Below are 20625 nucleotides of genomic sequence, written 5' to 3'. Positions count from 1 at the left end.
GCTACGCGCCTTCAAGCACCTGACTCGTCGCCCACGCCAAGTATTTGGCGGCGTTGGCAACGGCATCGGCGACGTCCGGAACACCATCCTTGCGCTGCGCGACATCCAACAGCTGGGCCGCGGCAACGATGCCGTGCTTCGCCAGGTCTTCAGGCGTGACGGTGATGCGCCCAGCCACGGCGATCACCGGAATTCCGTGCAAACTCGCGGCGTCAGCCAAGGCAATGGGCGCCTTGCCGGTGAGCGATTGCTCATCCATGGAACCCTCGCCGGTGATGACGAGATCTGCCTCGCCGAGGTGCTTTGCGAGGCCCGTGAGCCCGGCGACCAGCGCAAAGCCACCTTCCAGCGTGGCATCCGTGAATGCGAGGAACGACGCCGGGAACCCGCCTGCCGCGCCAGCTCCCGGAACGTTTACATCGCGGCCGGTGGCCTCCCGAAGGAGCGACGCCCAATTGCGGAGACCGGCGTCGAGCTTTTCAACGGCGTCCTCATCCGCGCCCTTCTGGGGACCGAAAACATGCGCCGCACCTTCCGGCCCGTACAGCGGGTTTTGGACGTCGACGGCGATGCGAAACTTCACGGCGGACAGCCGCGGATCCAGTTCGGAGACATCCAACGCAACGACGTCGGCCAGGGAACCTCCGCCAAGTGGCACCACATTGCCGGCCGCATCCAAGGGTTTGAGCCCCAACGCGCGCAAGGCGCCGCTGCCGCCGTCGGACATTGCAGAGCCACCCAAGCCGAGCACGATCTCCGTGGCGCCGGCGTCGAGGGCCGCTGCCACTAGCTGGCCGCAACCGTAGCTGTGGGCACGCAATGAGTTCTCCGGCGTCGGTTCCATATGGGCCAGGCCGGAGGCCATCGCGGTCTCGATAACGGCGCTTGCCCCGCCGAAGGAGTCCTTGCGGATTGCCCATGAGGCTCCGACGGGCTTGAGGATAGGGCCAACAACGGCGTTGTTCCGCTCCTCGTAACCAGCAGCAATAGCGGCGTCCAGGGTACCTTCGCCGCCATCGGCAACGGGGAACTGGGTGGTCACGGCGTCCGGGTAGACGCGCAGGGCACCTTCGGCCATGGCTGACGCGGCTTCGGCGGCGGTCAGGGATCCCTTGAACTTGTCAGGGGCTATGAGGATACGCATGGGTCCATCTTGCCAGCTTCGTTCGGAAAGCGCTTGCCCAGCGCGTAACTTAAGTGCTCGCGGCGCTGCGGCAAGGGCCGGAATTATCCGCCGATTACCCTCACTGGAGCCCCATCAAGCCACGCCTTCACATCTTCGAACGCCCCGCCATAGAACTGCCGGTAGCTCTCGTGCGTCACGTAGCCGATATGCGGCGAGAGAACGGTCCTCGAAGAATGCACCAGCGCATGCCGCGCCGGCAGGGGTTCCTCCTCGAAGACATCCAGGGCCGCGCCACGGATCCACCCCTCCTCCAAGGCCCGGACCAGTGCCGCCTCATCCACCAGGGGCCCGCGCGCAGTATTGACCAACACGCCGTCGGGGCCGAGAAGTCTCAGTTCTTCCGGCCCAACGATGCCTTCCGACCTCTCGGATAACCGCAGGTGCAGCGTCACGACGTCGGACTCCCGGAACAACTCCTCTTTGCTGACCTTGCGGGCACCGGCAGCCTCAGCAGTTTCCGCCGTGAGATTCTGGCTCCAAGCGAGGACGTCCATCCCGAATGCCTTCGCATAGCCCGCCATCCGCTTGCCGATCTTGCCCAACCCAACTATTCCGAGGGTTTTGCCCTCGAGTTCAAACCCGACGCCGGTCTGCCAGCCGCCAGCGCGCAGGGAGTTCTCCTCGACAGTCAGGTTTCGGGCAAAAGCCAGGAGCAAAGCCCACGTCAGCTCGGGCGCCGCAGCCGGTGAGCCACCCGTTCCGCACACCACGATGCCGCGTTCCGCCGCCGCTTCAAGGTCGATCGCCGCATTCGCCATGCCAGTGGTTACCAGCAGCTTCAGGTTCGGCAGCGAATCAAGGACGTCCTGTGGAAAACGGGTTCGCTCGCGCATCGCCACAATGATGTCGAACGGCGCTAACGCGGCCACGGCTTGCTCTTCCGAAAGGAAAGGCGCGCTGAAGACGCTGACCTTCACGTCGTCGTCGAGCAGTGAATCCCACGGGGCGTAATCGCCGGAGACCTGCTGGTAATCATCAAGGATTGCTAAACGGAATCGGGTCACGGTATTCATCCTTGCGCGGCGGCCGGTGGTACTCAACCCCGTGGCACGTTAGGTTTTTGATTGTGAGCCAAAATGTGACCCCCGCCACGCCCAAACCCGAGCATCCCCGTCCGCAATTGGTCCGCGACAAGTGGCTGAACCTCAACGGCACCTGGGGATTTGAGATCGACGCCGGTGACTCCGGCTTGGAGCGCGGACTCACCACGCGCGAACTTAACAGCGAAATCCTGGTTCCGTTCGCACCGGAATCTGCACTTTCGGGGATCGAGCACGTCGATTTCATGGAAGCCGTCTGGTACCGGCGAACGGTGGCGATCCCTCAGGAGTGGGCGGGCCAGAACATTCTGCTGCACTTTGGCGCCGTAGACCACGACGCCACCGTATGGGTGAACGGGGTTGAAGTAGCCCGTCACCGTGGCGGCTTTACACCGTTCACTGCAGACCTCGGAGGAGTGGCCGAGCCCGGAACGGAAGCAGTGATTGTGGTGAGGGCCAGGGATTCACGGCACGAGATGCAGGCACGCGGCAAGCAGGCCACGTGGTACGACAACACCCACTGCCAGTACACCCGGACCACAGGAATTTGGCAGACGGTGTGGATGGAAGCGGTCCCTGCGGTTCATATCAAACGCCTCCGCATGACTCCCAATCTTGCTGACGCCAGCATCACACTGGAGGTGCCCGTTAGCCGTAACCGCAGCGGGCATACGGTCACCGCCGTCCTCAGCAACAAAGGTGACGTGCGTGTTGAGGCCACAGCCAAAGCAGACCTGGACCTCACGCCGTCACTCCGCCTCACCATCCCCGCCGAATCCCTGCGTCCTTGGTCCGTCGAAGATCCCTTCCTCTACGACCTCGAAGTCAGGATTCACGATGGGTCCGGCGATGTTGTTGATCAGGTCAGCAGTTACGCGGCCGTCCGGTCCATTGCCTTGGACGGCAAGGTGGTTCGCATTAACGGCGAAGCTGTCTTCCAACGACTCGTTCTGGATCAGGGCTACTGGCCCGACTCCCTGATGACCTCGCCGGATGACGCTGCCTTGATCAAGGACATCGAATTGTCCATGGCCGCAGGCTTCAACGGCGCCCGTTTACACCAGAAGGTCTTCGAAGAACGCTTTCTCTATCACGCTGACCGCCTCGGTTACTTGGTGTGGGGCGAGTTCGGCGACTGGGGTGTCTCCGGCGGAGGAACTGTGGGGCACAACCAAAGGCCCACAGCCAGCTTCGTGGCGCAATGGTTGGAAGTGCTGAAACGCGATTTCAACCACCCCTCCATCATTGGCTGGTGCCCCCTCAACGAGACGCACCAAGTTCTCCATGACCGCCTGACAGTGCTGGACGACGTCACCGAGGCCATGTTCCTGGCCACCAAGCTCGCCGACCCTACCCGGCCGGTGATCGACGCTTCCGGCTACGCTCACCGGATCCGCGACACGGACATTTACGATTCACACTCCTATGAGCAGGACCCGGACCGCTTCCGCATCGAGCAGCAGGGGTTGGCGGAGGGAAAGCCGTACATCAACCGCAAGGCCGACGGCGAGGAATACTCCGTGCCGTACGCGGGCCAGCCCTACTTTGTCTCGGAGTTCGGCGGAATCTGGTGGAACGAAGTTGAGGCCCATCAGGCTGCGGACGGAAGCGACGTCGCCTCCTCGTGGGGCTACGGCCAGCGCGTCAGCAGCGAGGAAGAGTTCTACACCCGCTTCGACAGCCTCTGCTCAGTGCTCCTGGATAACCCCGACATGTTCGGTTATTGCTACACCCAGCTCACGGACGTGTTCCAGGAGAAGAACGGCATCTTCAACTTCGACCGCAGCAATAAGTTCGATCTGGAGAGAATCCGCGCAAGCCAAGTGCGGCCTGCCGCGATCGAGACCCGCCGAGGTGGCAGTTAACCCCAATGTTTCCGCCTGGGACTGTCATTAAGTGCCAACTCGGCGCGGGATCTAAACCCACTGGCCCCTGCGCACCAGGACTTCCTTGAGAAGGTCGAGCCGGTCCGACACGATTCCGTCCACGCCAAGGTCCAGCAACCGCTCCATTTCCACGGGATCGTTGACCGTCCACACATGGACCTGCCTGTCGCACCGGTGCGCGCGCCGGATGAATCCGGACGTCACCACGGGAAACCGCCCGTAGCGGACAGGAACTTGGAAGACGTCGACGCCGGAGAGCAGCTTGCGAGCCAAAGGAACCGGAAGCACAGGGCCGAGAAGGACGAAGAGCGCGGTCAGGGAGCTGCCCGCAGAGGAAGCCACACGACGGGAGAGCTTGGAAAGGACTGCCCGGCGGCGCCTGTCCGAGAAGCTGGTGACCAAAACCCGGTCATGGACGCCATGCTTTTCGATCGCCGCAGCCATCGGGCCCACGGAATTCCAGTCTTTAACGTCCAAGTTCAGTCGGACCTGGGGCAGGGCAGAAACCAGCTCATCGAAGGTGGGGACGGGCTCCACTCCACCGATTCGGGCAGCCGCAACCTGGGCGGCCGTCAGCTCCGAAACCTTGCCGATGGAATCAGTCACACGGTCCAGGGAAGAATCGTGGAAAACGAGCAGTACGCCGTCGGACGTCGTGTGGACGTCCGTTTCAAGATGGACAGTTCCGAGCTCCACTGCAGCCTGGAATGCAGCCATGGAATTCTCCAGGCCATCCAAGGAGAAACCTCGGTGGGCGAAGGCCAAAGGCCCCACCGAACCGTCCTTGCGAAGGAAATAGGGCAGCGTCACTCCCGTAGCGTAGCCCATGGCAGAGGCGCGGTTAGCTCTCCTGCGGGACCGCCGCCGTCGTCGATTGCGGAACGATCGTCACGCCGTCGCTGACGTGCACCAATGTCCGGCCGCGACCGCCGTCGAGCTCCACCCAAACCGCGGTGGCATCGCCGGTAACGGCGTCCACCACGCCAGCCGACTCGAAACCCGGCGTCAGCGTGACGTTGACGCGGTCGCCCTGTCGCAGCGAACGCCAGTGATGATCCGGTTCGATGCGCCGCAATGGAGCGGTATTGACGTTGTTGATCCGACGCTTAGCCATGGTTCCCCCTACAAGTTCAATGAGACAGATAAACCGTGCGAACGGGTCTTGGCTGGAAGCCTACGGCCGTAAGTTGAACGCCGGTTGTATGGAAGCTGGGAACCAGATGACACTGCGGGACTGACAAACTAGGGGCATGACTGTGTTGATTGCCGGCTGCGGCGACCTTGGAACGGAAGTTGGACTGCGCTTCGCAGCTGCGGGCCATAATGTGGTTGGCCTGCGCCGTTCCCCTGAAAAGCTACCCGCCGAAATCAGCGGCATGTTCGCGGACCTCTCCGTCGCAGTCCCGGAACTGCCGGAGGACGTGGACATTGTTGTGGTGGCTATCGCCGCCGACACGTCCACAGAAGAGGCCTATCGCGCGGCTTACTTGAACGGCGTGAAGAACGTGTTGGACGCACTGGAACGGCAGTCCATCGAGCCGCAGCGGATCCTGTTCGTCTCCTCAACGGCTGTGTATAAGGATTCCGGCGGAGCTGTTGTGGATGAGTCCACGCCCACGGAGCCCACACGGTTCAGCGGCAGGGTACTGGTGGAAGCCGAAGACCTGTTGTTCAGCCGGACGCAGGGGACCAAAACCCGGCCCATCTCCCTAAGGCTGGGCGGAATCTACGGACCGGGACGCACCCGGCTGATCGATCAGGTCAGCAGCGGCACGGCCGTCATCCCTTCCCAGCCCCGGCATACCAACCGCGTTCACCGGGACGACGCCGCGGCCATGATCGTGCACCTCACCACCATGGAGGCGGTTCCTGATCCCGTCTACGTGGGCGTCGATGACTACGCGGCGGAAATGGGCGACGTCATGCGGTTCCTCGCCTCTGAAATGGGATGCCCTGAACCCCCGACGGCGGCACCTGGGAACGCGTCCGACGCCGGCCCGGGCGACAAGCGCTGTTCCAATAAACGCCTGCGGGCGACAGGTTTCGAATTCACCTTTCCCACTTACAAGGAGGGCTACCGCGCTTTGCTGGCCGGTGAGGGCGTACGGCACCCGTGAATCGCGAGGCTCCTACCGCTTCGCGGGCGCAAGCGTGGGGCCGGATCTACTTCGCTGTCCAAGCCGTGGCCGGGCTGGCGTGGTGGGTGGGAGTTTTCCTGTCACCGGTCATACGCACTGCCACTCTCGGCAGCCTGGACCCGGTCGCCGTAGCCGCCTTCGACATTCCCTTGTTCGTCATCGTCTCGGGTGTCGCAGCGTTCGGCGTCAGGGCTGCGGCCGTGGTGGCCGCTGGTTGGACTGGCCTCGTTGCTGTCGCCTTGGCCATCTACGCAACTATCACTTCCGAAGCGGGGTGGGGCGTCCTGATCATGTTGGCCGCCGCCGCTTGTTCAATGGTTGCGCTGTCCTTTGTGGTGCAAGGCCGTGTCCCTACGGAGTTGATCGTGCGGGGACCCTTTGCGTTCCGTCCGGCGTCCAACCGTCGCAGTACTGCAGCCAACGTGGGCGCAACCATGGGGCAGTTGGTCCTCTTCTGGGGTTTCTTCCTGGTGGTTCTTCCGTCAGCCATTTGGTGGATCGAGCAGCGGTGGAACGTTTCCTTGCCGTTTCCCTCCGCCGCACCGCCCGCCGGTTTCGTGGTGCTGGTGCTCGCCAGTTCCCTCGGGATCGCTTCCGCGGTGACCATGTCCTCTGCCGGAGGCGGAACCCCCTTGCCCTCCGCCATGCCCAACCGCTTGGTCATCGCCGGGCCGTATAAGTGGGTTCGGAATCCCATGGCCGTGGCAGGCATCTCCCAAGGAGCAGCTGTGGGGCTGATGCTGGGTTCGTGGCTGGTGGTTGCCTACGCGGTGATTGGTTCACTTCTATGGAATTACGCTGTGAGGCCACACGAAGAAGCCGACTTGGAACGTCGGTTTGGCACCGAGTTCCAGCGATACCGCGACTCAGTGCGGTGCTGGATTCCGCGCCTGCGAGGAAACTAGACCCGCTGCTCCGTGAGCTTCGCCTCGAGAATCTGGGCCACGCCGTCGTCGTCGAAGTGCGGCGCCTGCTGCCCGGCGGCGAGGATGGCCTCCGGGTGGCCGCTGGCCATCGCGTAACCGTGACCGGCCCAGCGCAGCATTTCGATGTCGTTGGGCATGTCACCGAACGCCACGACGTCAGCGGCTTCGATACCCAGCGATTCGGCGTACTTGGCCAGCGTGACAGCCTTATTGATGCCCGGAACGGACATCTCCAGCATTGCCGTCCGTGGCGCCGAATGCGTGGTGCTCACCAAATGCGCGACGGCCGGCTGCACTTCAGCCAGGAACTCGTCCGGCGTACCTTTGCGGGTGATCGCCAGGAACTTTACGACGGCGTCATCCGCCGTGAGCGTCTCGGCCAGCGGCGCGGGGGTGAACTCAGCGAGCAGCTCGCTGGTTTCGTTCTCGATGAAGCCCGGCTCAAGCTGGAAGCCCGTGAGAGTCTCCACAGCAAACAGGGCATCGGGCCTGATGGACTTGATGATGCGGCGGGCTTCAAAGACGGATTTGGCACCAAGGACAGACGAGGACAGGGCCTTCTCGGTTTCGAGATCCCACACCACTGCACCGTTGGAACAGATCACGATTCCGCTGTGACCCAGCTGCTCCTGGAGCGGGTACAACCAGCGCGGCGGACGACCCGTGACGAAGACGAGTTCCACCCCTGCGTCGCGGCACGCCTGGAATGCCTTGATGGTCCGGTCACTGATTTTGCCGTCGTGACCGAGGATGGTGCCGTCAATATCGCTTGCTACGAGCCGCATCAGGCCAGTCTACGTGGGCCCACGGCCCACAAGGTCGCGCGGTTCGGGGAGCGCGGCATAGTGTGAAGTCATGAGTGAGAAGACCAGCGAAGTCGAAGAACACAGCACCCGCGGGGCGTACGTCACCGGCGACGAGTTCACCCGGGACACCAATTACATCGAGGACAGGATCACCCGCGACGGTGCTGCCGGACCGAACGGCGAGCCCGGCTGGCCCCTGGAGCCGGGGCGCTACCGGTTGATTGCAGCCCGGGCTTGCCCTTGGGCCAACCGTGCCGTGATCGTGCGCCGGCTTCTTGGTTTGGAGGATGTCATCAGCCTCGGCCAGCCTGGCCCCACCCACGACGCCCGATCCTGGACCTTCGATTTGGATCCGGATGGTGTGGATCCCGTGCTGGGCATCGAGCGACTGCAGGAAGCATTCTTCCGCCGTTTCCCGGACTACCCTCGCGGAATCACTGTTCCGGCCATGGTGGACGTCCCCAGCGGCGCAGTGGTGACCAACAACTTCCCCCAAATCACGCTGGACTTCTCTACAGAATGGACAGAGTTCCACCGCCCGGGAGCGCCACAGCTGTACCCGGAGCACCTGCGCGAGGAAATCGACAAGGTCAACAAGCGCGTGTTCACCGAAGTCAACAATGGCGTTTACAGGTGCGGCTTCGCCGGATCCCAGGAAGCGTACGAGGCGGCCTACACCCGTCTGTGGAATGCCTTGGACTGGCTGGAGGAGCGCCTAGCGAGCCAGCGGTATCTCGTGGGTGATTCGATCACCGAGGCCGACGTCCGGCTCTTCACCACCTTGGCGCGCTTCGATGCCGTCTATCACGGCCACTTCAAGTGCAACCGCAACAAACTCAGCGAGATGCCCGCATTGTGGGCCTACGCCAGGGACCTGTTCCAGACACCGGGATTCGGGGACACCATCGATTTCGTGCAGATCAAGCAGCACTACTACATGGTGCACGAGGATATTAACCCCACCAAGATTGTCCCTGTGGGCCCGGACCTATCCGGATGGCTTACTGATCACGGACGGGAATCCCTACGCGGAAGCCCCTTCGGCGACGGCACTCCGCCAGGCCCGGTGAAAGCGGGCGAGGAAGTGGCCGCAGGGCACGGGGCCAGCTGAGCAGCTTTACTTATGCACTCCGTGGTTGAGCTCCGCCCGCGTGGGCGGATTCGCACCGGCCCGTGACACCGTCACGGCAGCCGCACGTGTTGCGTGATCCATGATGGCTGCCAGGGTTTCTGCGGGCATTGCCCTCAAAGCGCCACGGTTCTGCGCGCCGTCCAGCCCGTGATCCACAATCGCGGACAGGAGCCCCGCCATGAACGAATCGCCCGCGCCCACTGTGTCCACAACGTTCACGGATGGTGCGGGAACCTGAGTTTCACCGGCCCTCGTTACGCCCCACGGGCCACGTGAACCACGTGTTACCACCACCAGGGCCGGACCCTCAGCACCACCCAAGGTCAGCCAGCGACGCGCGGATTCCAGCGGATCGACGCCGGGATACAGCCATTCAAGGTCCTCGTCCGAGGCCTTCACGACGTCGGAAAGCACCACAAAGCGCTCGGCTTGCGTTCGCGCATATTCGACATCCGTGATGATGCTGGGACGGCAGTTCGGGTCGAAGCTGATAGTGCTGCTCGGGTGGGCATGCTCGACGGCGGCAAGCACCTCTGCGGCGCCAGGCTCCAGGAAGGTGGCAATGGAACCGGTGTGCAGCAGGGTGGAGCCCTGCAGCATGAGCGGCAACCGACCGGCGAGCCCGGGTAGCTCCCAGGCGAGGTCGAAAGCGTAGGTGGCGGCGCCGTCGTCGTCGATCTGCGCGGTGGCCACGCTGGTTGGCTTCTCGTCCGGCGGTAGCGGCACCATCACGGAACTCGAGCGCAAGTGCGCGGCAACGGAATCACCGTAGGCGTCCCGGCCGTAGCGACCGATGAACTGCACCGGATGGTCCAAGCGGGCCAACCCGACGGCAACGTTCAGGGGGCTCCCGCCTACGTGGGCTTCGATTCCCGAGGAACGTTGAACGACGTCGACCAGGGCCTCACCAATGACTGTCAGCATGGGACCACTCTGCCAGAGGCTGGCCCCACGAACCACAGATTACGAGAGCAGCCGTTGCACCAGTTCACGGCATTTCTTGTACGCCACGGCCTTGGGGTCGATGAGGTCGAAGTGGTCGCCAGGGACGCGCAGCAGCTGGGCCGCACTTCCTGCCGCCGTTGCCGCCGCGACGTACGCTTCGGACTGGCTTGCAGGAACGTCCTCGTCATCTGTGGCATGCACGGCATAGACGGGGACATCGATGGGCAGTGAGCTCATAGGGTCGGCGTACTTATGCCGTTTGGGGAATCTATGGGAATCCCCGCCCATGAGGTTGCAGACGGCGCCATTGCTGAGGTTTAGCTTCTCCGCTGCCGCAAGGTTCAGGAGGCCTGACTGGCTGACCACGCCTGTCAGGTGGACGGCGTTATCCTCAGGAGTGCGCTGGAGCTGGCGGTCGGCGTCGGGCGTTCCAATATCCGAAAGCCGCTGCCGGCCCGCAGCCCAGACGGCCAAGTGGCCGCCGGCCGAGTGACCGAGCGCCACTACTTTGCCAAGTTGAAGGTCGTGGACACCCGCGATCTCGGACAGATGGTCGATGCCGGCCAGGATGTCCTCGAAAGTATGGGGCCAACCACCACCATTACCGGCCCGCCGGTACTCGAGGTTCCAGGCGGTAATACCGTGCGCTGCGAGGTCGCGCGCCAGGGGCTCACCGAGCTCAGCGCCGTACTGTGAGCGCCAGTATCCGCCATGGATCACAACGGCGATTCCACCGGCGACGCTGGACGCGCCGCGATGGTTTCCGTTGGACGGTTCAGGTATGAAGAGTTCGCCCCACTGACTGGGGTGTTCGCCGTAGCTGTACTTGTGCCGCAACATTGCGCCCTCCTTTGTACTGAGCCTATCGTGACGTTTCGGAAGTTTGGCTAGAGGCACCCCGACGGCGGGTGGCTCAGTTGGGTGTCGGACCCGCCCCGTAAGCTGGGGGCATGGCAAGCAATTGGGACAGCCTGGACCAGGCTCAGCGCGACGCAGTGGATGCGAATGTGGCGCTCTATGAGCGTGTTCGCCCCGCCCTGAAGCGGGTCACGCGCGATGTGCTGCTCACTTTGCGTGACATGTTGAACGACGCAGAGGTCACCCCTTTGTTTGTCACGGGACGGACCAAAACGGTCGAGTCGTTCCGCGAAAAGATTTCCCGTACGGATGACCCCTTGGAGCCGGGTGGGCCTCGTGTGCTCAAGTTTCCGGACCCCTTCCGCACCTTGAACGACATGGTGGGCATCCGCGTCATCACCAAGCTACCCGCGGAAAACGCTGCGGTGGCCAACATCATCAAGCGCCAGCGGCAACTCTTCGATTGCCGTGGCGACCGCGAGAAGGACATTGGTTCCATTGAGTCAGGAACCTATGGCTATTCCAGCCGGCACCTCATTCTGCGCACCATCCAGAACGAGGCCGTGAAGGAATACCAGCACGTCTTCAACCCGGAGATGCCTGCCAATGGCAGCTATTTCTTCGAGTGCCAGATTCGTACCGTGTTTGCGCACGCCTGGAGCGAGATCGAGCACGATATTCGCTTTAAGGCGGAAGACCCGCGGGCCTGGACACCGCATTTCGACCGCCAGTTCACGGCCACCGCGGCCATGTTGGAAACCGTGGAGAGCGCCTTCGCCGATCTTCACGAACGCTACGAGGAAGTCCGCGGCTACTGGGATCTCGAGGGCGATGGCGGCATGCCGTTGACACCCAACCGTGTCCGGGACGTCTGGCGTACGCTTCTGCCGCACGTTGACCGTAAAGTTGATGACGACTGGGGATGGGCTGCCGAACTGCTCGCCGCCCACGGACTCACCAAGACCGTGGAGCTTGCGGGTCTGCTGAGCGCCAACCGCATCACCGAGGTCCGCAAGGCCTTGGACCACCGATACTCCCCCGGTCCGGACCGCCTCTTGGATGACCTCCTGCTGTGGCAGTACGGAACCGAACACATTGATCTCACCGCTGAGGCGCCCGACGTCGTCCCGCACCCGCGGCGCGACAGCCTCCAGCGGCGCCTTAAGCAGATTGAGCGCTACCGACAGACTGCGCCCTAGGACAACTGCACCTGTAAGGACCCATGACTCCCGAGCAACTCATGTCACTACGGGCGACCTTCCGCTCGCCCCGCCGCCTGCTGACCGAATCCCTTGCGGGACTCGTGGTGGCTTTGGCTTTGATCCCCGAGGCGATCGCGTTCTCGGTGATCGCCGGGGTGGATCCGCGCATCGGCCTCTTCGCGTCCTTCACCATGGGCGTAGTCACTGCCATCGTGGGCGGGCGGCCGGCCATGATCTCCGCGGCGACCGGTGCCGTGGCCTTGGTAATCGCACCGGTGATGAAAGAACACGGGCTGGATTATCTGATTGCCACGATCATCCTGGCTGGTATTTTCCAGATCATCCTGGCGGTCCTGGGCGTCACCAAGCTGATGCGCTTCATCCCGAGGTCCGTCATGATCGGCTTCGTGAACGCCTTGGCCATCCTGGTATTTATGTCCCAGATGCCCGAGCTCTTCAACGTGCCGTGGATGGTCTATCCGATTGTCATTGTGGGCTTGGTGATCGTGTTCGGGCTGCCCCGCATCACCACGGCCATTCCTGCACCGTTGGTGGCAATCGTGGCCATCACCCTGGTTACCGTGCTCGGAAATATCGATGTTCCGACAGTCAGCGACAAGGGAGAACTCCCTGATAGCCTGCCCGGATTCTTCCTGCCGAACGTTCCCCTGAACCTGGCGACGTTCCAGATCATTGCGCCCTTCGCCCTGTCCATGGCGCTGGTGGGCCTGCTCGAATCACTGATGACAGCCAAGCTGGTGGACGATATCACGGACACACGTTCCAACAAGACGCGCGTTTCCTGGGGCCAGGGTGCCGCGAACATTGTCACGGGCTTCCTTGGTGGTCTGGGTGGTTGCGCAGTAATCGGCCAAACCATGATCAACGTCAAGGGCTCAGGGGCTCGCAGCCGGCTCTCCACGTTCCTGGCCGGCGTGTTCCTGCTGGTGCTCGTGGTGGTCCTGGGTGATGTTGTGGGCCAGATCCCCATGGCCGCTCTCGTGGCCGTGATGATCTTCGTCTCGCTGATCACCTTCGACTGGCACTCCGTCCGCATCTCAACGCTCAGGCGTCTGCCGAAGTCCGAGACCGCGGTCATGCTCATCACCGTTGCCGCCGTGGTGGCGACGCACAACCTCGCGGTAGGTGTCGGCGTCGGCGTCTTGACCGCCATGGTGCTGTTTGCTCGCCGGGTGGCCCACTTCGCAACTGTGGAGCGGACGGAACTCGAGCTCAACGGCGAAGTTGTCGCGACGTACACGGTGGACGGCGAATTGTTCTTTGCCTCGTCCAATGACCTGTACACGCAGTTCGACTACGCGAAAGATTCCTCAGAAGGCATAGATCGAGTGATCATCGATCTGCATGGCTCACACATCTGGGACGCCTCAACGGTGGCAGTGCTGGATTCCGTGACCGAGAAGTACCGGAATCACGGCCGTGAGGTGGAGTTCATAGGACTCAACGAGGCCAGTATTCGTATGCGCGAACGGCTGGCGGGAAAGCTCAACTCCTAACCCAAGTAGGTCGCAGTTAAGGCCGTTTTGAGCGCTCAAAACGGTCTTAACTGCGACCTACTTGGGTACAAACAGCGGTCATCTGACATATACGCTCCCCTGCAAGTAAAGAATTAGTAGTGCCCACCGTGCGGGTGTGAGCATGGATGAATGCTTGAGGCAACCAATTCACCAACGAAAACCGAAGAACCCACTGCTCCCGTCAATGCAGCGCTTGCAGCTGAAGCCAAGATTGCGCGTATCGCGGTCACAGTGTTCCCGCTGTTGGTGGTGGTTGCAGGCATTCTGGGGTTCCTCATCCCAGACCTCTTCAAACCGATGGGCGTCGCGGTTCCCTACCTGCTTGGCGTCATTATGTTCTGTATGGGCCTCACGCTGACCCCGCCGGACTTCGCTTCGGTGGCCCGGCGTCCGTGGGCTGTGGCCCTCGGCATCGTGGCGCATTATGTGATCATGCCCGGCGCTGGATGGCTCATTGCCGTGCTCCTGCAGTTGCCACCCGAGCTGGCCGTTGGCCTGATTCTGGTCGGCTGCGCGCCCTCCGGCACCGCTTCGAACGTCATGGCATTCCTGGCCAAGGGCGACGTTGCTCTGTCTGTAGCTGTTGCCTCGGTCTCCACATTGATCGCGCCGATCGTGACCCCCGCGCTGACTCTCTTCCTGGCCGGGTCCTTCCTCCACATCGATGCCGGCGCCATGGTGTTGGACATCGTAAAGACCGTGCTGCTGCCGGTGATCGCAGGGCTTGTGGCCCGGCTCTTTCTTTCGAAGCTCGTCGCAAAGGTTCTCCCGGCACTTCCGTGGGCGTCCGCCGTCGTGATTTCACTGATCGTGGCGATCGTCGTGGCCGGTAGCGCCAGCAAGATCGTTGCCGCGGGCGCGATTGTGTTCCTGGCGGTAGTCCTCCACAACGGTTTCGGCCTGGGCCTCGGGTACTTGGCCGGCAAGCTCGGCCGTCTGGACGACAAAGCACGCCGGGCCTTGGCATTCGAGGTGGGAATGCAAAACTCGGGCCTTGCCGCGACGTTGGCCACCGCACACTTCAGCCCCTTGGCAGCGCTGCCGTCGGCCGTGTTCTCGCTGTGGCACAACATCTCGGGGGCGATCGTGGCCGCTTGGCTGGCACGGCGTCCACTGAAGGACTAGCTAGCCCTCCGTCGTGCCGCGGCGGTGCAGCTTCCACGGTGACGCAACCCGGATGCCCTCGGCCGGGGTGGTTCCCGCCAACCGGTCCAGCAGCATCCGGACAACCTGCTCGAAGATCGGGTCCGGCCCAACAGTCGTCAGAGCCGGATCGTAGTCCTGGCCCTCTGTGGAATTCCCGACGCCGACGATCTGGATGTCCTCGGGAACGCGGAGGCCAAGGCGGTAGGCGGCACGGATCGTCTGCAGCGCTTCCATGTCGTCGGTGCAGAGGATGGCCGTGGGTCGATCCGGGAGTTGGAGCAATTCCAGGGCGGACTGATAGGCAGTGGCCGGGCGGTGATGTGAAGTCCTAACCAAGGACGCGTCCAAGGGAATGCCCGCCTTCTCCAGCCCGGCTGCGTAGGCGGCAAAGCGGCTCTTGGGTCGCCCAGCCGGGTCAGCTCTCCGGATGCAGGCAATTCTGCGGTGCGACGCCGTGAGGAATTCCATGCAGTCCGCGAGCCCGGAGTCGGTCTCGGGGGCAAGGACATCGAATCCAGCAGGCTTCATGGTGCCTGAGATGACTACTTGGGCAACGCCGCGGCGGGCCAATTCAGTGACTGCTTCGTCCTCGGACCTTGCTTCAGGGAAGTAGCCAATGATGACGCCGTCGGCGCCCCCGGACATCATGAACTTCCGCCAGTCGTCGCCCAGCAGGATCACCGGTTGATAACCGTGTTGCGGCAGGATGTCGGCCGCGGCAGTGGCGAGTGCGCGATCCCAAGGCCATTCAAGGTTTCCGATTGCCACGGCAACCACGTCCGTTTTGCCGCGACGCATTCCCCGCGCGGCTTGATTGGGCACGTAACCCAGTTCCTTGACCGCTGCCAGAACCCGGTCCTGCGTGGGCTGGCTGATCCGGGTGGTGCCGCCATGACGGCCGGAAAGCACATAGGAGACAGTGGTCAGTGATACGTCCGCCGCCATCGCAACATCCCGGATGGTGGGTTTGGATCCCTTACTCACGTTGCGACTCCTGGTAGACAGCGGATTTCTTGAACTCTATCCGCAACCGCGGTGGACTCCCCTTGACGCAATTAGTTGTGAACGTTAACAATTGCGGGAGTCTACAAATACAAGCGGGAGATCATTCAATGAAGAACTGGGCAGGAAATCTTGAGTATTCGTCTGCGGACGTCCAGCGGCCCACTACTGTGGAGCAACTGCGCGAGCTTGTAGCCCAGGCAACGCGGATCAAGGCCCTGGGTTCCCGGCACTCCTTCAACACGGTCGCCGACACCGACGGTACCCACCTCCTGCTCGATGCCCTCCCCCAGGAAGTTGTTTTGGACGCCGCGAAGGGCACCGTCAAAGTCAGCGGGGGCATCAGCTACGGAGCCCTCGGCCGCGCGCTTGAGGAACAGGGATACGCCATCCACAACCTCGCCTCCCTCCCACACATCTCCGTCGCGGGTGCCATCCAAACCGGCACGCACGGCAGTGGAGTCAACAACCCCTCCCTGGCTGCCGCCGTCGTTAGTGTTGACCTGGTGCGCGCCTCCGGCGAGCTCGTCACCCTCACGGCGGACGACGACGAATTTCTCGCCAGCGTGGTGGGAATGGGCGCACTTGGCATCGTCACAGGGCTGGAGCTCGCTGTCCGGCCGAGCTATGAGGTACGACAGCGCGTGCTCACCAACTTGTCCTGGGAGGGCGCACTGGCGAACTTCCAGGCCATCGCTTCGAGTGCTTACAGTGTCAGCTTCTTCACCGATTACACCGGCGACACCATTCCCCAGGTTTGGCTCAAGGCACTGGACACTGAAGCTCCGCTGCCTGACTTGTTTGGGGCAACCGCTGCAACGGCTGCCATGCATCCCTTGCCGGACATGTCCGCGGAGAACTGCACCGAGCAGCTGGATGTGGCCGGCAAGTGGCTTGACCGTTTGCCGCACTTCCGCCACGAATTCACGCCCAGCAACGGCGAGGAGCTGCAAAGCGAGTTCCTCTTGCCGCTGGAACAGGCGCCGGCCGCGCTGCAGGCTGTCCGGGGACTGGCCGACAAGCTCGCACCGCTCCTGTTCGTCTCCGAAATCCGCACCGTGGCCGCTGATGAGTTCTGGCTTAGCCCCTTCTACCAGCAGCAAAGCGTGGCACTCCACTTCACGTGGAAGCCGCTGCAGGCCGAGGTAGAAGCGGTGCTCCCGGAGCTCGAGGAAGCCCTCCGTCCGTTCGGTGCGCGCCCGCACTGGGGCAAACTGTTCACGCCCAGTCAGTACGACTTCGCTTCTCTCTATCCGCGGTTCGAGGATTTCCGAGCTTTGGTTCAGGCCAATGACCCAAGTGGGAAGTTCCGCAATGAGCTGCTCGACAGCGTGCTGGGAATCTCCGCCGCGACGCACGCCTAGCGCTACTCGATGTGAGCCAGCACGGCGCCGGCAGTGACAACACCGCCGGGCTCTGACAACACCTCGGAGAGAGTGCCTGAACGGTGTGCCGAGACCTGGGTCTCCATCTTCATGGCCTCCAGTACCACCAAAGGATCCCCGGCTGCTACGTCAGTGCCGGGTTCCACCAGCCACTTCACTACGGTCCCGGCCATGCTGGAGACGAGGGCGGATTCTGCGGGAGAGTCGCCGGTGCCTGAGCCGGAACCCGGCGCATCGGTCGGAGTCGTAAAAGCAGGAATGCCCTGCCCCGAACGCGCCCAGCCGTCCAGGAGGTCCGCGGGAAGTCCTACGGCGAGCCGCTTGCCGTCCACATCAACGGTGATGGTGCGTCGCTCCCCTTCCGGGGCGACCACGTTGTATTCGGGGTCCACAGGGATCTGGTCTGCGAAGTCCGTCTCGATCCACCGGGTGTGAACCCGCATTCCGGCAACGGACGTGAAATCTTCGGACTCGAGGACCGCGCGGTGGAACGGCAGGACCGTCGCGAGCCCCCTGATATTGATTTCGGCCAGGGCACGCCGCGAGCGGCGAAGGGCCTGCTGCCGGTCAGCGCCAGTGACGATCAGCTTGGCCAACAAAGAATCGAATTGCGGCGCGACAAACGAGCCCGAACGAACTCCGGTGTCTACACGGATTCCCGGGCCTGTTGGCACCTCAAAGAGTTCCACTGTCCCCGGGGAGGGCAGGAAGCCGCGGCCCACGTCCTCAGCATTGATGCGGAACTCGAAGGAGTGTCCTCGGGCGACGGGATCTTCCGTAATGCTCAGTGGCAAGCCTGCAGCAATTCGGAACTGCTCTTGGACGAGGTCGATCCCTGCAGTTTCCTCAGTGATGGGGTGCTCAACCTGGAGGCGGGTGTTGACCTCAAGGAAGGCCACTGCTCCGTCAGCGGAGACCAGGAACTCCACGGTTCCGGCACCGTAATAGCCGGCTTCACGCACGATTGCTTTCGCACCGTCGTAAATTTGCTGGCGTTGCGTGTCACTGAGGAAGGGTGCGGGAGCCTCTTCCACGAGCTTCTGGTGGCGACGTTGGAGGGAGCAGTCGCGGGTGCCCACCACAACAACGTTGCCGAGCTTGTCCGCGATGATCTGAGCTTCCACATGCCGAGGCCGGTCAAGGTACTGCTCCACGAAGCACTCGCCACGACCAAAGGCAGCCACTGCTTCCCGGACTGCAGAATCGAAGGCCTCTTCCACTTCGGCGAGCTCCCGAACCACCTTCAAACCCCGGCCGCCGCCGCCGAAAGCAGCCTTGATGGCAAGTGGAAGTCCATGTTCCTCCGCGAAGGCCCGGGCTTCCGCAGCCGAGGACACTGGTCCGTCGCTGCCCGCAACCAACGGAGCACCTGCGCGGACAGCGATTTCGCGGGCCGTGATCTTGTTACCCAACTGGCGGATCGATTCCGGTGAGGGACCGATCCACTCAAGTCCGGCGTCGAGCACTGCTTGTGCAAAGTCCGCGTTCTCGGAAAGGAAACCGTACCCGGGGTGGACGGCGTCCGCGCCGGACTCCGCGGCAACGGCAAGCAGCTTCGCGATGTTCAAATAGGTGTCAGCCGGCGAGTTTCCGCCCAGGCTGAAGGCTTCGTCGGCAGCACCAACGTGCATGGCATCGGCATCGATGTCTGCGTAAACGGCGACTGAGAGGATGCCGGCGTCGTCACAGGCTCGGGCGACGCGGACAGCGATTTCGCCGCGGTTCGCGATCAGGACCTTGCGCATCAAATACTCACTTCTCTGGGGTCTTCGTAAAAGGCGTGATGAACTCTGGGGAATCCGGGACGAGCCGGAAGCGGATCTTTCCGCCAATGGGGACCTGCGCGGCGAGATCAAGGTGCTCGTCGCGCACCACGCCGATCACGGGGTATCCGCCGGTGATGGGGTGGTCCGCCAGGAAGAGCACGGGGAGTCCCGCGGGTGGGATCTGGAGCGCTCCCGCCATGGTGCCCTCGCTGGGAAGCTCACCCTGGCGGGTTCGCTTCAGCGGCGTGCCATCCAGTCGCATGCCCACACGGTTGGACTGCGGAGTGACCAGCCATTCCTGGTTGCAGAGGGAATCCAGGGCTTCCTGGTCGAACCAGTCGGCACGCGGCCCGGGAACGATGTCCAGCACCGTGACTCCGTCCCCCGGGAATTCAGGTTGCAACTCAGGACTGCCAACAGCCGTGGATGCCGTAGCGCCACCCACGGCCACGACCTGCCTGACTGCCAATGGTGCCGGCCCGATGCCGGACATCGTGTCCGCCGAGCGACTGCCCAGCACCTCAGGAACGTCCACGCCGCCACGGATCGCCACATAATTCCGGAATCCCGACTCCGGAGCGCCCAAGGTGAGTACCTCGCCGTCGAGCAGCGCGAAGGGTGCGGCCATCGGGGCAGTTCGCTTCGCACCCGGCTGGACGTCGTCGTCGGCCCCGTCACCGGGCTCAAACCACGACGGCGACTCGATAGTCAGCGTGGTCGGCGCACCTGTCACAGCAATCACCTGGTCGCCAACAGCTTCCACCGTGAGCCCGCCACTTACGGATTCGATTGCTGCGGCAGACGAAGCGTTACCGACAAGCCGGTTGGCCCGCCGCAACGATGCCCTGTCCAGCGCACCGGCAGCGGACACCCCCAGTGGACCGTAGCCTCGGCGCCCGAGATCTTGGATCAGGCTCTGCGCACCCGGATTGAGAATCCGAAGACCGGACTCAACGTGATGCTCCCTTTCGGGTTCACGCGCCGGGGCGTCACCGCTCGATGGTGCTTTAGCTGTCACCACTTCGCGGACGGCCCGGTACTGCACGCGATCGCCAGGACGAACCAATGCAGGTTGGGAACGGTCCAGATCCCACATCCGGGCCCCTGTCCGGCCGATCAGCTGCCAACCTCCCGGAGAACGGCGTGGGTAGACGGCGGAGTATTGTCCACCGAGAGCCACGGATCCGGCGGGCACCGCCGTGCGCGGTGAAGAGCGGCGGGGAACCGTGAGGGCCTCATTTTCGCCCACCATGTAGCCAAAACCGGGTGCGAAGCCAGCAAAGGCCACTGTCCAGATTTGTCCCGTGTGCGCGGCTATGACGCCGTCCACGCTCAGCCCGGTGAGCTCCGCAACATCGGCGAGGTCGTCGCCGTCGTACACGGTATCGATGACCACAAGACCAGAGTCGCTGGCGATCAGCGGAGCAAGCTCCAACTCCAGGAGCCGCGCGCCAATGGCACGGGTTGCAGCCGCCGACTCGCCGACCACCATGACAGTTTCCGCGGCGGCCAGAACGTCCACTTGGCCGGGAAGCGGGGACTTGTAGAGCATGTCCTGAAGGGCAAGGACATCCTGCAGGCTGTTCAGTTCGGCCAGGACGGCACGGGTGCCGACGGGCCTGACAGAGCGAACCCTTTTCGCGGTGGCGGTTTGCATCACGGTTTCCAT

General features: G+C 63.1%; 18 protein-coding genes. 8 read left to right on the top strand and 10 right to left on the bottom strand.

The features are described from left to right. Position 1: 1 nt before the first annotated feature. Complete coding sequence (locus tag ACNAOT_RS00330) at positions 2 to 1144, bottom strand: glycerate kinase (RefSeq protein ID WP_420179573.1); 1143 nt, start codon at positions 1142 to 1144, stop codon at positions 2 to 4. Between the two features lie 83 nt (positions 1145 to 1227). Beyond that, entirely contained in the window at positions 1228 to 2199 is a 972-nt protein-coding gene (locus ACNAOT_RS00325; protein ID WP_420181215.1) for a D-2-hydroxyacid dehydrogenase family protein, read from the bottom strand. A gap of 65 nt (positions 2200 to 2264) precedes the next feature. On the opposite strand from ACNAOT_RS00325, the gene ACNAOT_RS00320 reads away from it, so the two are divergent. After that, on the top strand, positions 2265 to 4091 hold the full coding sequence (locus ACNAOT_RS00320) for a glycoside hydrolase family 2 protein (protein WP_420181214.1): 1827 nt from the start codon (positions 2265 to 2267) through the stop codon (positions 4089 to 4091). A gap of 51 nt (positions 4092 to 4142) precedes the next feature. On the opposite strand, the gene ACNAOT_RS00315 is transcribed toward ACNAOT_RS00320, so the two are convergent. Together ACNAOT_RS00315 and ACNAOT_RS00310 are read right to left on the bottom strand one after the other, a co-directional pair. Beyond that, positions 4143 to 4940 carry a glycerophosphodiester phosphodiesterase gene (locus ACNAOT_RS00315; protein WP_420179572.1) on the bottom strand — a complete coding sequence of 266 codons (798 nt, stop codon included), beginning with the start codon at positions 4938 to 4940 and terminating at the stop codon, positions 4143 to 4145. Positions 4941 to 4953: 13 nt separating this feature from the next. Beyond that, complete coding sequence (locus tag ACNAOT_RS00310; RefSeq protein WP_420179571.1) at positions 4954 to 5226, bottom strand: hypothetical protein; 273 nt, start codon at positions 5224 to 5226, stop codon at positions 4954 to 4956. A gap of 136 nt (positions 5227 to 5362) precedes the next feature. Between ACNAOT_RS00310 and ACNAOT_RS00305 the strand changes: the two genes are divergently transcribed. Then, positions 5363 to 6229, top strand: a complete 867-nt coding sequence (locus ACNAOT_RS00305) for an SDR family oxidoreductase (protein WP_420179570.1) — start codon at positions 5363 to 5365, stop codon at positions 6227 to 6229. Next, the gene (locus ACNAOT_RS00300; protein WP_420179569.1) at positions 6226 to 7155 is read left to right on the top strand and encodes a methyltransferase family protein; all 930 of its coding nucleotides are present in this window, start codon (positions 6226 to 6228) and stop codon (positions 7153 to 7155) included. The genes ACNAOT_RS00305 and ACNAOT_RS00300 overlap by 4 nt, the downstream gene beginning before the upstream one ends. Here ACNAOT_RS00300 and ACNAOT_RS00295 read toward each other — a convergent pair. Further along, entirely contained in the window at positions 7152 to 7961 is an 810-nt protein-coding gene (locus tag ACNAOT_RS00295) for an HAD family hydrolase (RefSeq protein ID WP_420179568.1), read from the bottom strand. The two genes, ACNAOT_RS00300 and ACNAOT_RS00295, sit on opposite strands and share 4 nt — an antisense overlap. Positions 7962 to 8031: 70 nt before the next feature. On the opposite strand from ACNAOT_RS00295, the gene ACNAOT_RS00290 reads away from it, so the two are divergent. Next, positions 8032 to 9093, top strand: a complete 1062-nt coding sequence (locus ACNAOT_RS00290) for a glutathione S-transferase family protein (protein WP_420179567.1) — start codon at positions 8032 to 8034, stop codon at positions 9091 to 9093. Between the two features lie 6 nt (positions 9094 to 9099). Here ACNAOT_RS00290 and ACNAOT_RS00285 read toward each other — a convergent pair whose 3' ends face one another. Both ACNAOT_RS00285 and ACNAOT_RS00280 read right to left on the bottom strand, forming a co-directional pair. Continuing rightward, on the bottom strand, positions 9100 to 10038 hold the full coding sequence (locus ACNAOT_RS00285; protein WP_420179566.1) for a carbohydrate kinase family protein: 939 nt from the start codon (positions 10036 to 10038) through the stop codon (positions 9100 to 9102). A 39-nt stretch (positions 10039 to 10077) separates the two neighbouring features. Then, positions 10078 to 10899 (bottom strand): alpha/beta hydrolase, encoded by an 822-nt coding sequence (locus ACNAOT_RS00280; protein WP_420179565.1) that lies wholly within the window; start codon positions 10897 to 10899, stop codon positions 10078 to 10080. Between the two features lie 110 nt (positions 10900 to 11009). Between ACNAOT_RS00280 and ACNAOT_RS00275 the strand changes: the two genes are divergently transcribed. From ACNAOT_RS00275 to ACNAOT_RS00265, 3 genes are all read left to right on the top strand, one after another. Beyond that, entirely contained in the window at positions 11010 to 12116 is a 1107-nt protein-coding gene (locus ACNAOT_RS00275) for a GTP pyrophosphokinase (protein WP_091464366.1), read from the top strand. Positions 12117 to 12139: 23 nt separating this feature from the next. Then, positions 12140 to 13636 carry a SulP family inorganic anion transporter gene (locus ACNAOT_RS00270; RefSeq protein WP_420179564.1) on the top strand — a complete coding sequence of 499 codons (1497 nt, stop codon included), beginning with the start codon at positions 12140 to 12142 and terminating at the stop codon, positions 13634 to 13636. Positions 13637 to 13786: 150 nt separating this feature from the next. Further along, positions 13787 to 14782, top strand: a complete 996-nt coding sequence (locus ACNAOT_RS00265) for a bile acid:sodium symporter family protein (RefSeq protein ID WP_420179563.1) — start codon at positions 13787 to 13789, stop codon at positions 14780 to 14782. Here the strand turns inward: ACNAOT_RS00265 and ACNAOT_RS00260 are convergent, their stop codons facing one another. Then, the gene (locus tag ACNAOT_RS00260; protein WP_420179562.1) at positions 14783 to 15787 is read right to left on the bottom strand and encodes a LacI family DNA-binding transcriptional regulator; all 1005 of its coding nucleotides are present in this window, start codon (positions 15785 to 15787) and stop codon (positions 14783 to 14785) included. 128 nt (positions 15788 to 15915) lie between these two features. Between ACNAOT_RS00260 and ACNAOT_RS00255 the strand changes: the two genes are divergently transcribed. Continuing rightward, on the top strand, positions 15916 to 17169 hold the full coding sequence (locus ACNAOT_RS00255) for a D-arabinono-1,4-lactone oxidase (protein ID WP_420179561.1): 1254 nt from the start codon (positions 15916 to 15918) through the stop codon (positions 17167 to 17169). Positions 17170 to 17171: 2 nt separating this feature from the next. On the opposite strand, the gene ACNAOT_RS00250 is transcribed toward ACNAOT_RS00255, so the two are convergent. Beyond that, positions 17172 to 18935 carry an acetyl/propionyl/methylcrotonyl-CoA carboxylase subunit alpha gene (locus ACNAOT_RS00250; RefSeq protein WP_091464354.1) on the bottom strand — a complete coding sequence of 588 codons (1764 nt, stop codon included), beginning with the start codon at positions 18933 to 18935 and terminating at the stop codon, positions 17172 to 17174. 7 nt (positions 18936 to 18942) lie between these two features. Next, complete coding sequence (locus ACNAOT_RS00245) at positions 18943 to 20625, bottom strand: 5-oxoprolinase/urea amidolyase family protein (protein ID WP_420179560.1); 1683 nt, start codon at positions 20623 to 20625, stop codon at positions 18943 to 18945.

This window comes from Paenarthrobacter sp. TA1.8, assembly GCF_048595705.1.
Taxonomy (GTDB): Bacteria; Actinomycetota; Actinomycetes; order Actinomycetales; family Micrococcaceae; genus Arthrobacter; species Arthrobacter nitroguajacolicus.
Note: the sequence above shows the minus strand (reverse complement) of the source record. Positions and strands in the feature narration are given on the sequence as shown.

Coding starts and splice junctions, on each gene's coding strand:
- ACNAOT_RS00330 (WP_420179573.1), bottom strand. CDS start 1,144: ATGCGTATCCTCATAGCCCCTGACAAGTTCAAGGGATCCCTGACCGCC.
- ACNAOT_RS00325 (WP_420181215.1), bottom strand. CDS start 2,199: ATGAATACCGTGACCCGATTCCGTTTAGCAATCCTTGATGATTACCAG.
- ACNAOT_RS00315 (WP_420179572.1), bottom strand. CDS start 4,940: ATGGGCTACGCTACGGGAGTGACGCTGCCCTATTTCCTTCGCAAGGAC.
- ACNAOT_RS00310 (WP_420179571.1), bottom strand. CDS start 5,226: ATGGCTAAGCGTCGGATCAACAACGTCAATACCGCTCCATTGCGGCGC.
- ACNAOT_RS00305 (WP_420179570.1), top strand. CDS start 5,363: ATGACTGTGTTGATTGCCGGCTGCGGCGACCTTGGAACGGAAGTTGGA.
- ACNAOT_RS00295 (WP_420179568.1), bottom strand. CDS start 7,961: ATGCGGCTCGTAGCAAGCGATATTGACGGCACCATCCTCGGTCACGAC.
- ACNAOT_RS00290 (WP_420179567.1), top strand. CDS start 8,032: ATGAGTGAGAAGACCAGCGAAGTCGAAGAACACAGCACCCGCGGGGCG.
- ACNAOT_RS00285 (WP_420179566.1), bottom strand. CDS start 10,038: ATGCTGACAGTCATTGGTGAGGCCCTGGTCGACGTCGTTCAACGTTCC.
- ACNAOT_RS00280 (WP_420179565.1), bottom strand. CDS start 10,899: ATGTTGCGGCACAAGTACAGCTACGGCGAACACCCCAGTCAGTGGGGC.
- ACNAOT_RS00275 (WP_091464366.1), top strand. CDS start 11,010: ATGGCAAGCAATTGGGACAGCCTGGACCAGGCTCAGCGCGACGCAGTG.
- ACNAOT_RS00270 (WP_420179564.1), top strand. CDS start 12,140: ATGACTCCCGAGCAACTCATGTCACTACGGGCGACCTTCCGCTCGCCC.
- ACNAOT_RS00265 (WP_420179563.1), top strand. CDS start 13,787: ATGCTTGAGGCAACCAATTCACCAACGAAAACCGAAGAACCCACTGCT.
- ACNAOT_RS00255 (WP_420179561.1), top strand. CDS start 15,916: ATGAAGAACTGGGCAGGAAATCTTGAGTATTCGTCTGCGGACGTCCAG.
- ACNAOT_RS00250 (WP_091464354.1), bottom strand. CDS start 18,935: ATGCGCAAGGTCCTGATCGCGAACCGCGGCGAAATCGCTGTCCGCGTC.
- ACNAOT_RS00245 (WP_420179560.1), bottom strand. CDS start 20,625: ATGGAAACCGTGATGCAAACCGCCACCGCGAAAAGGGTTCGCTCTGTC.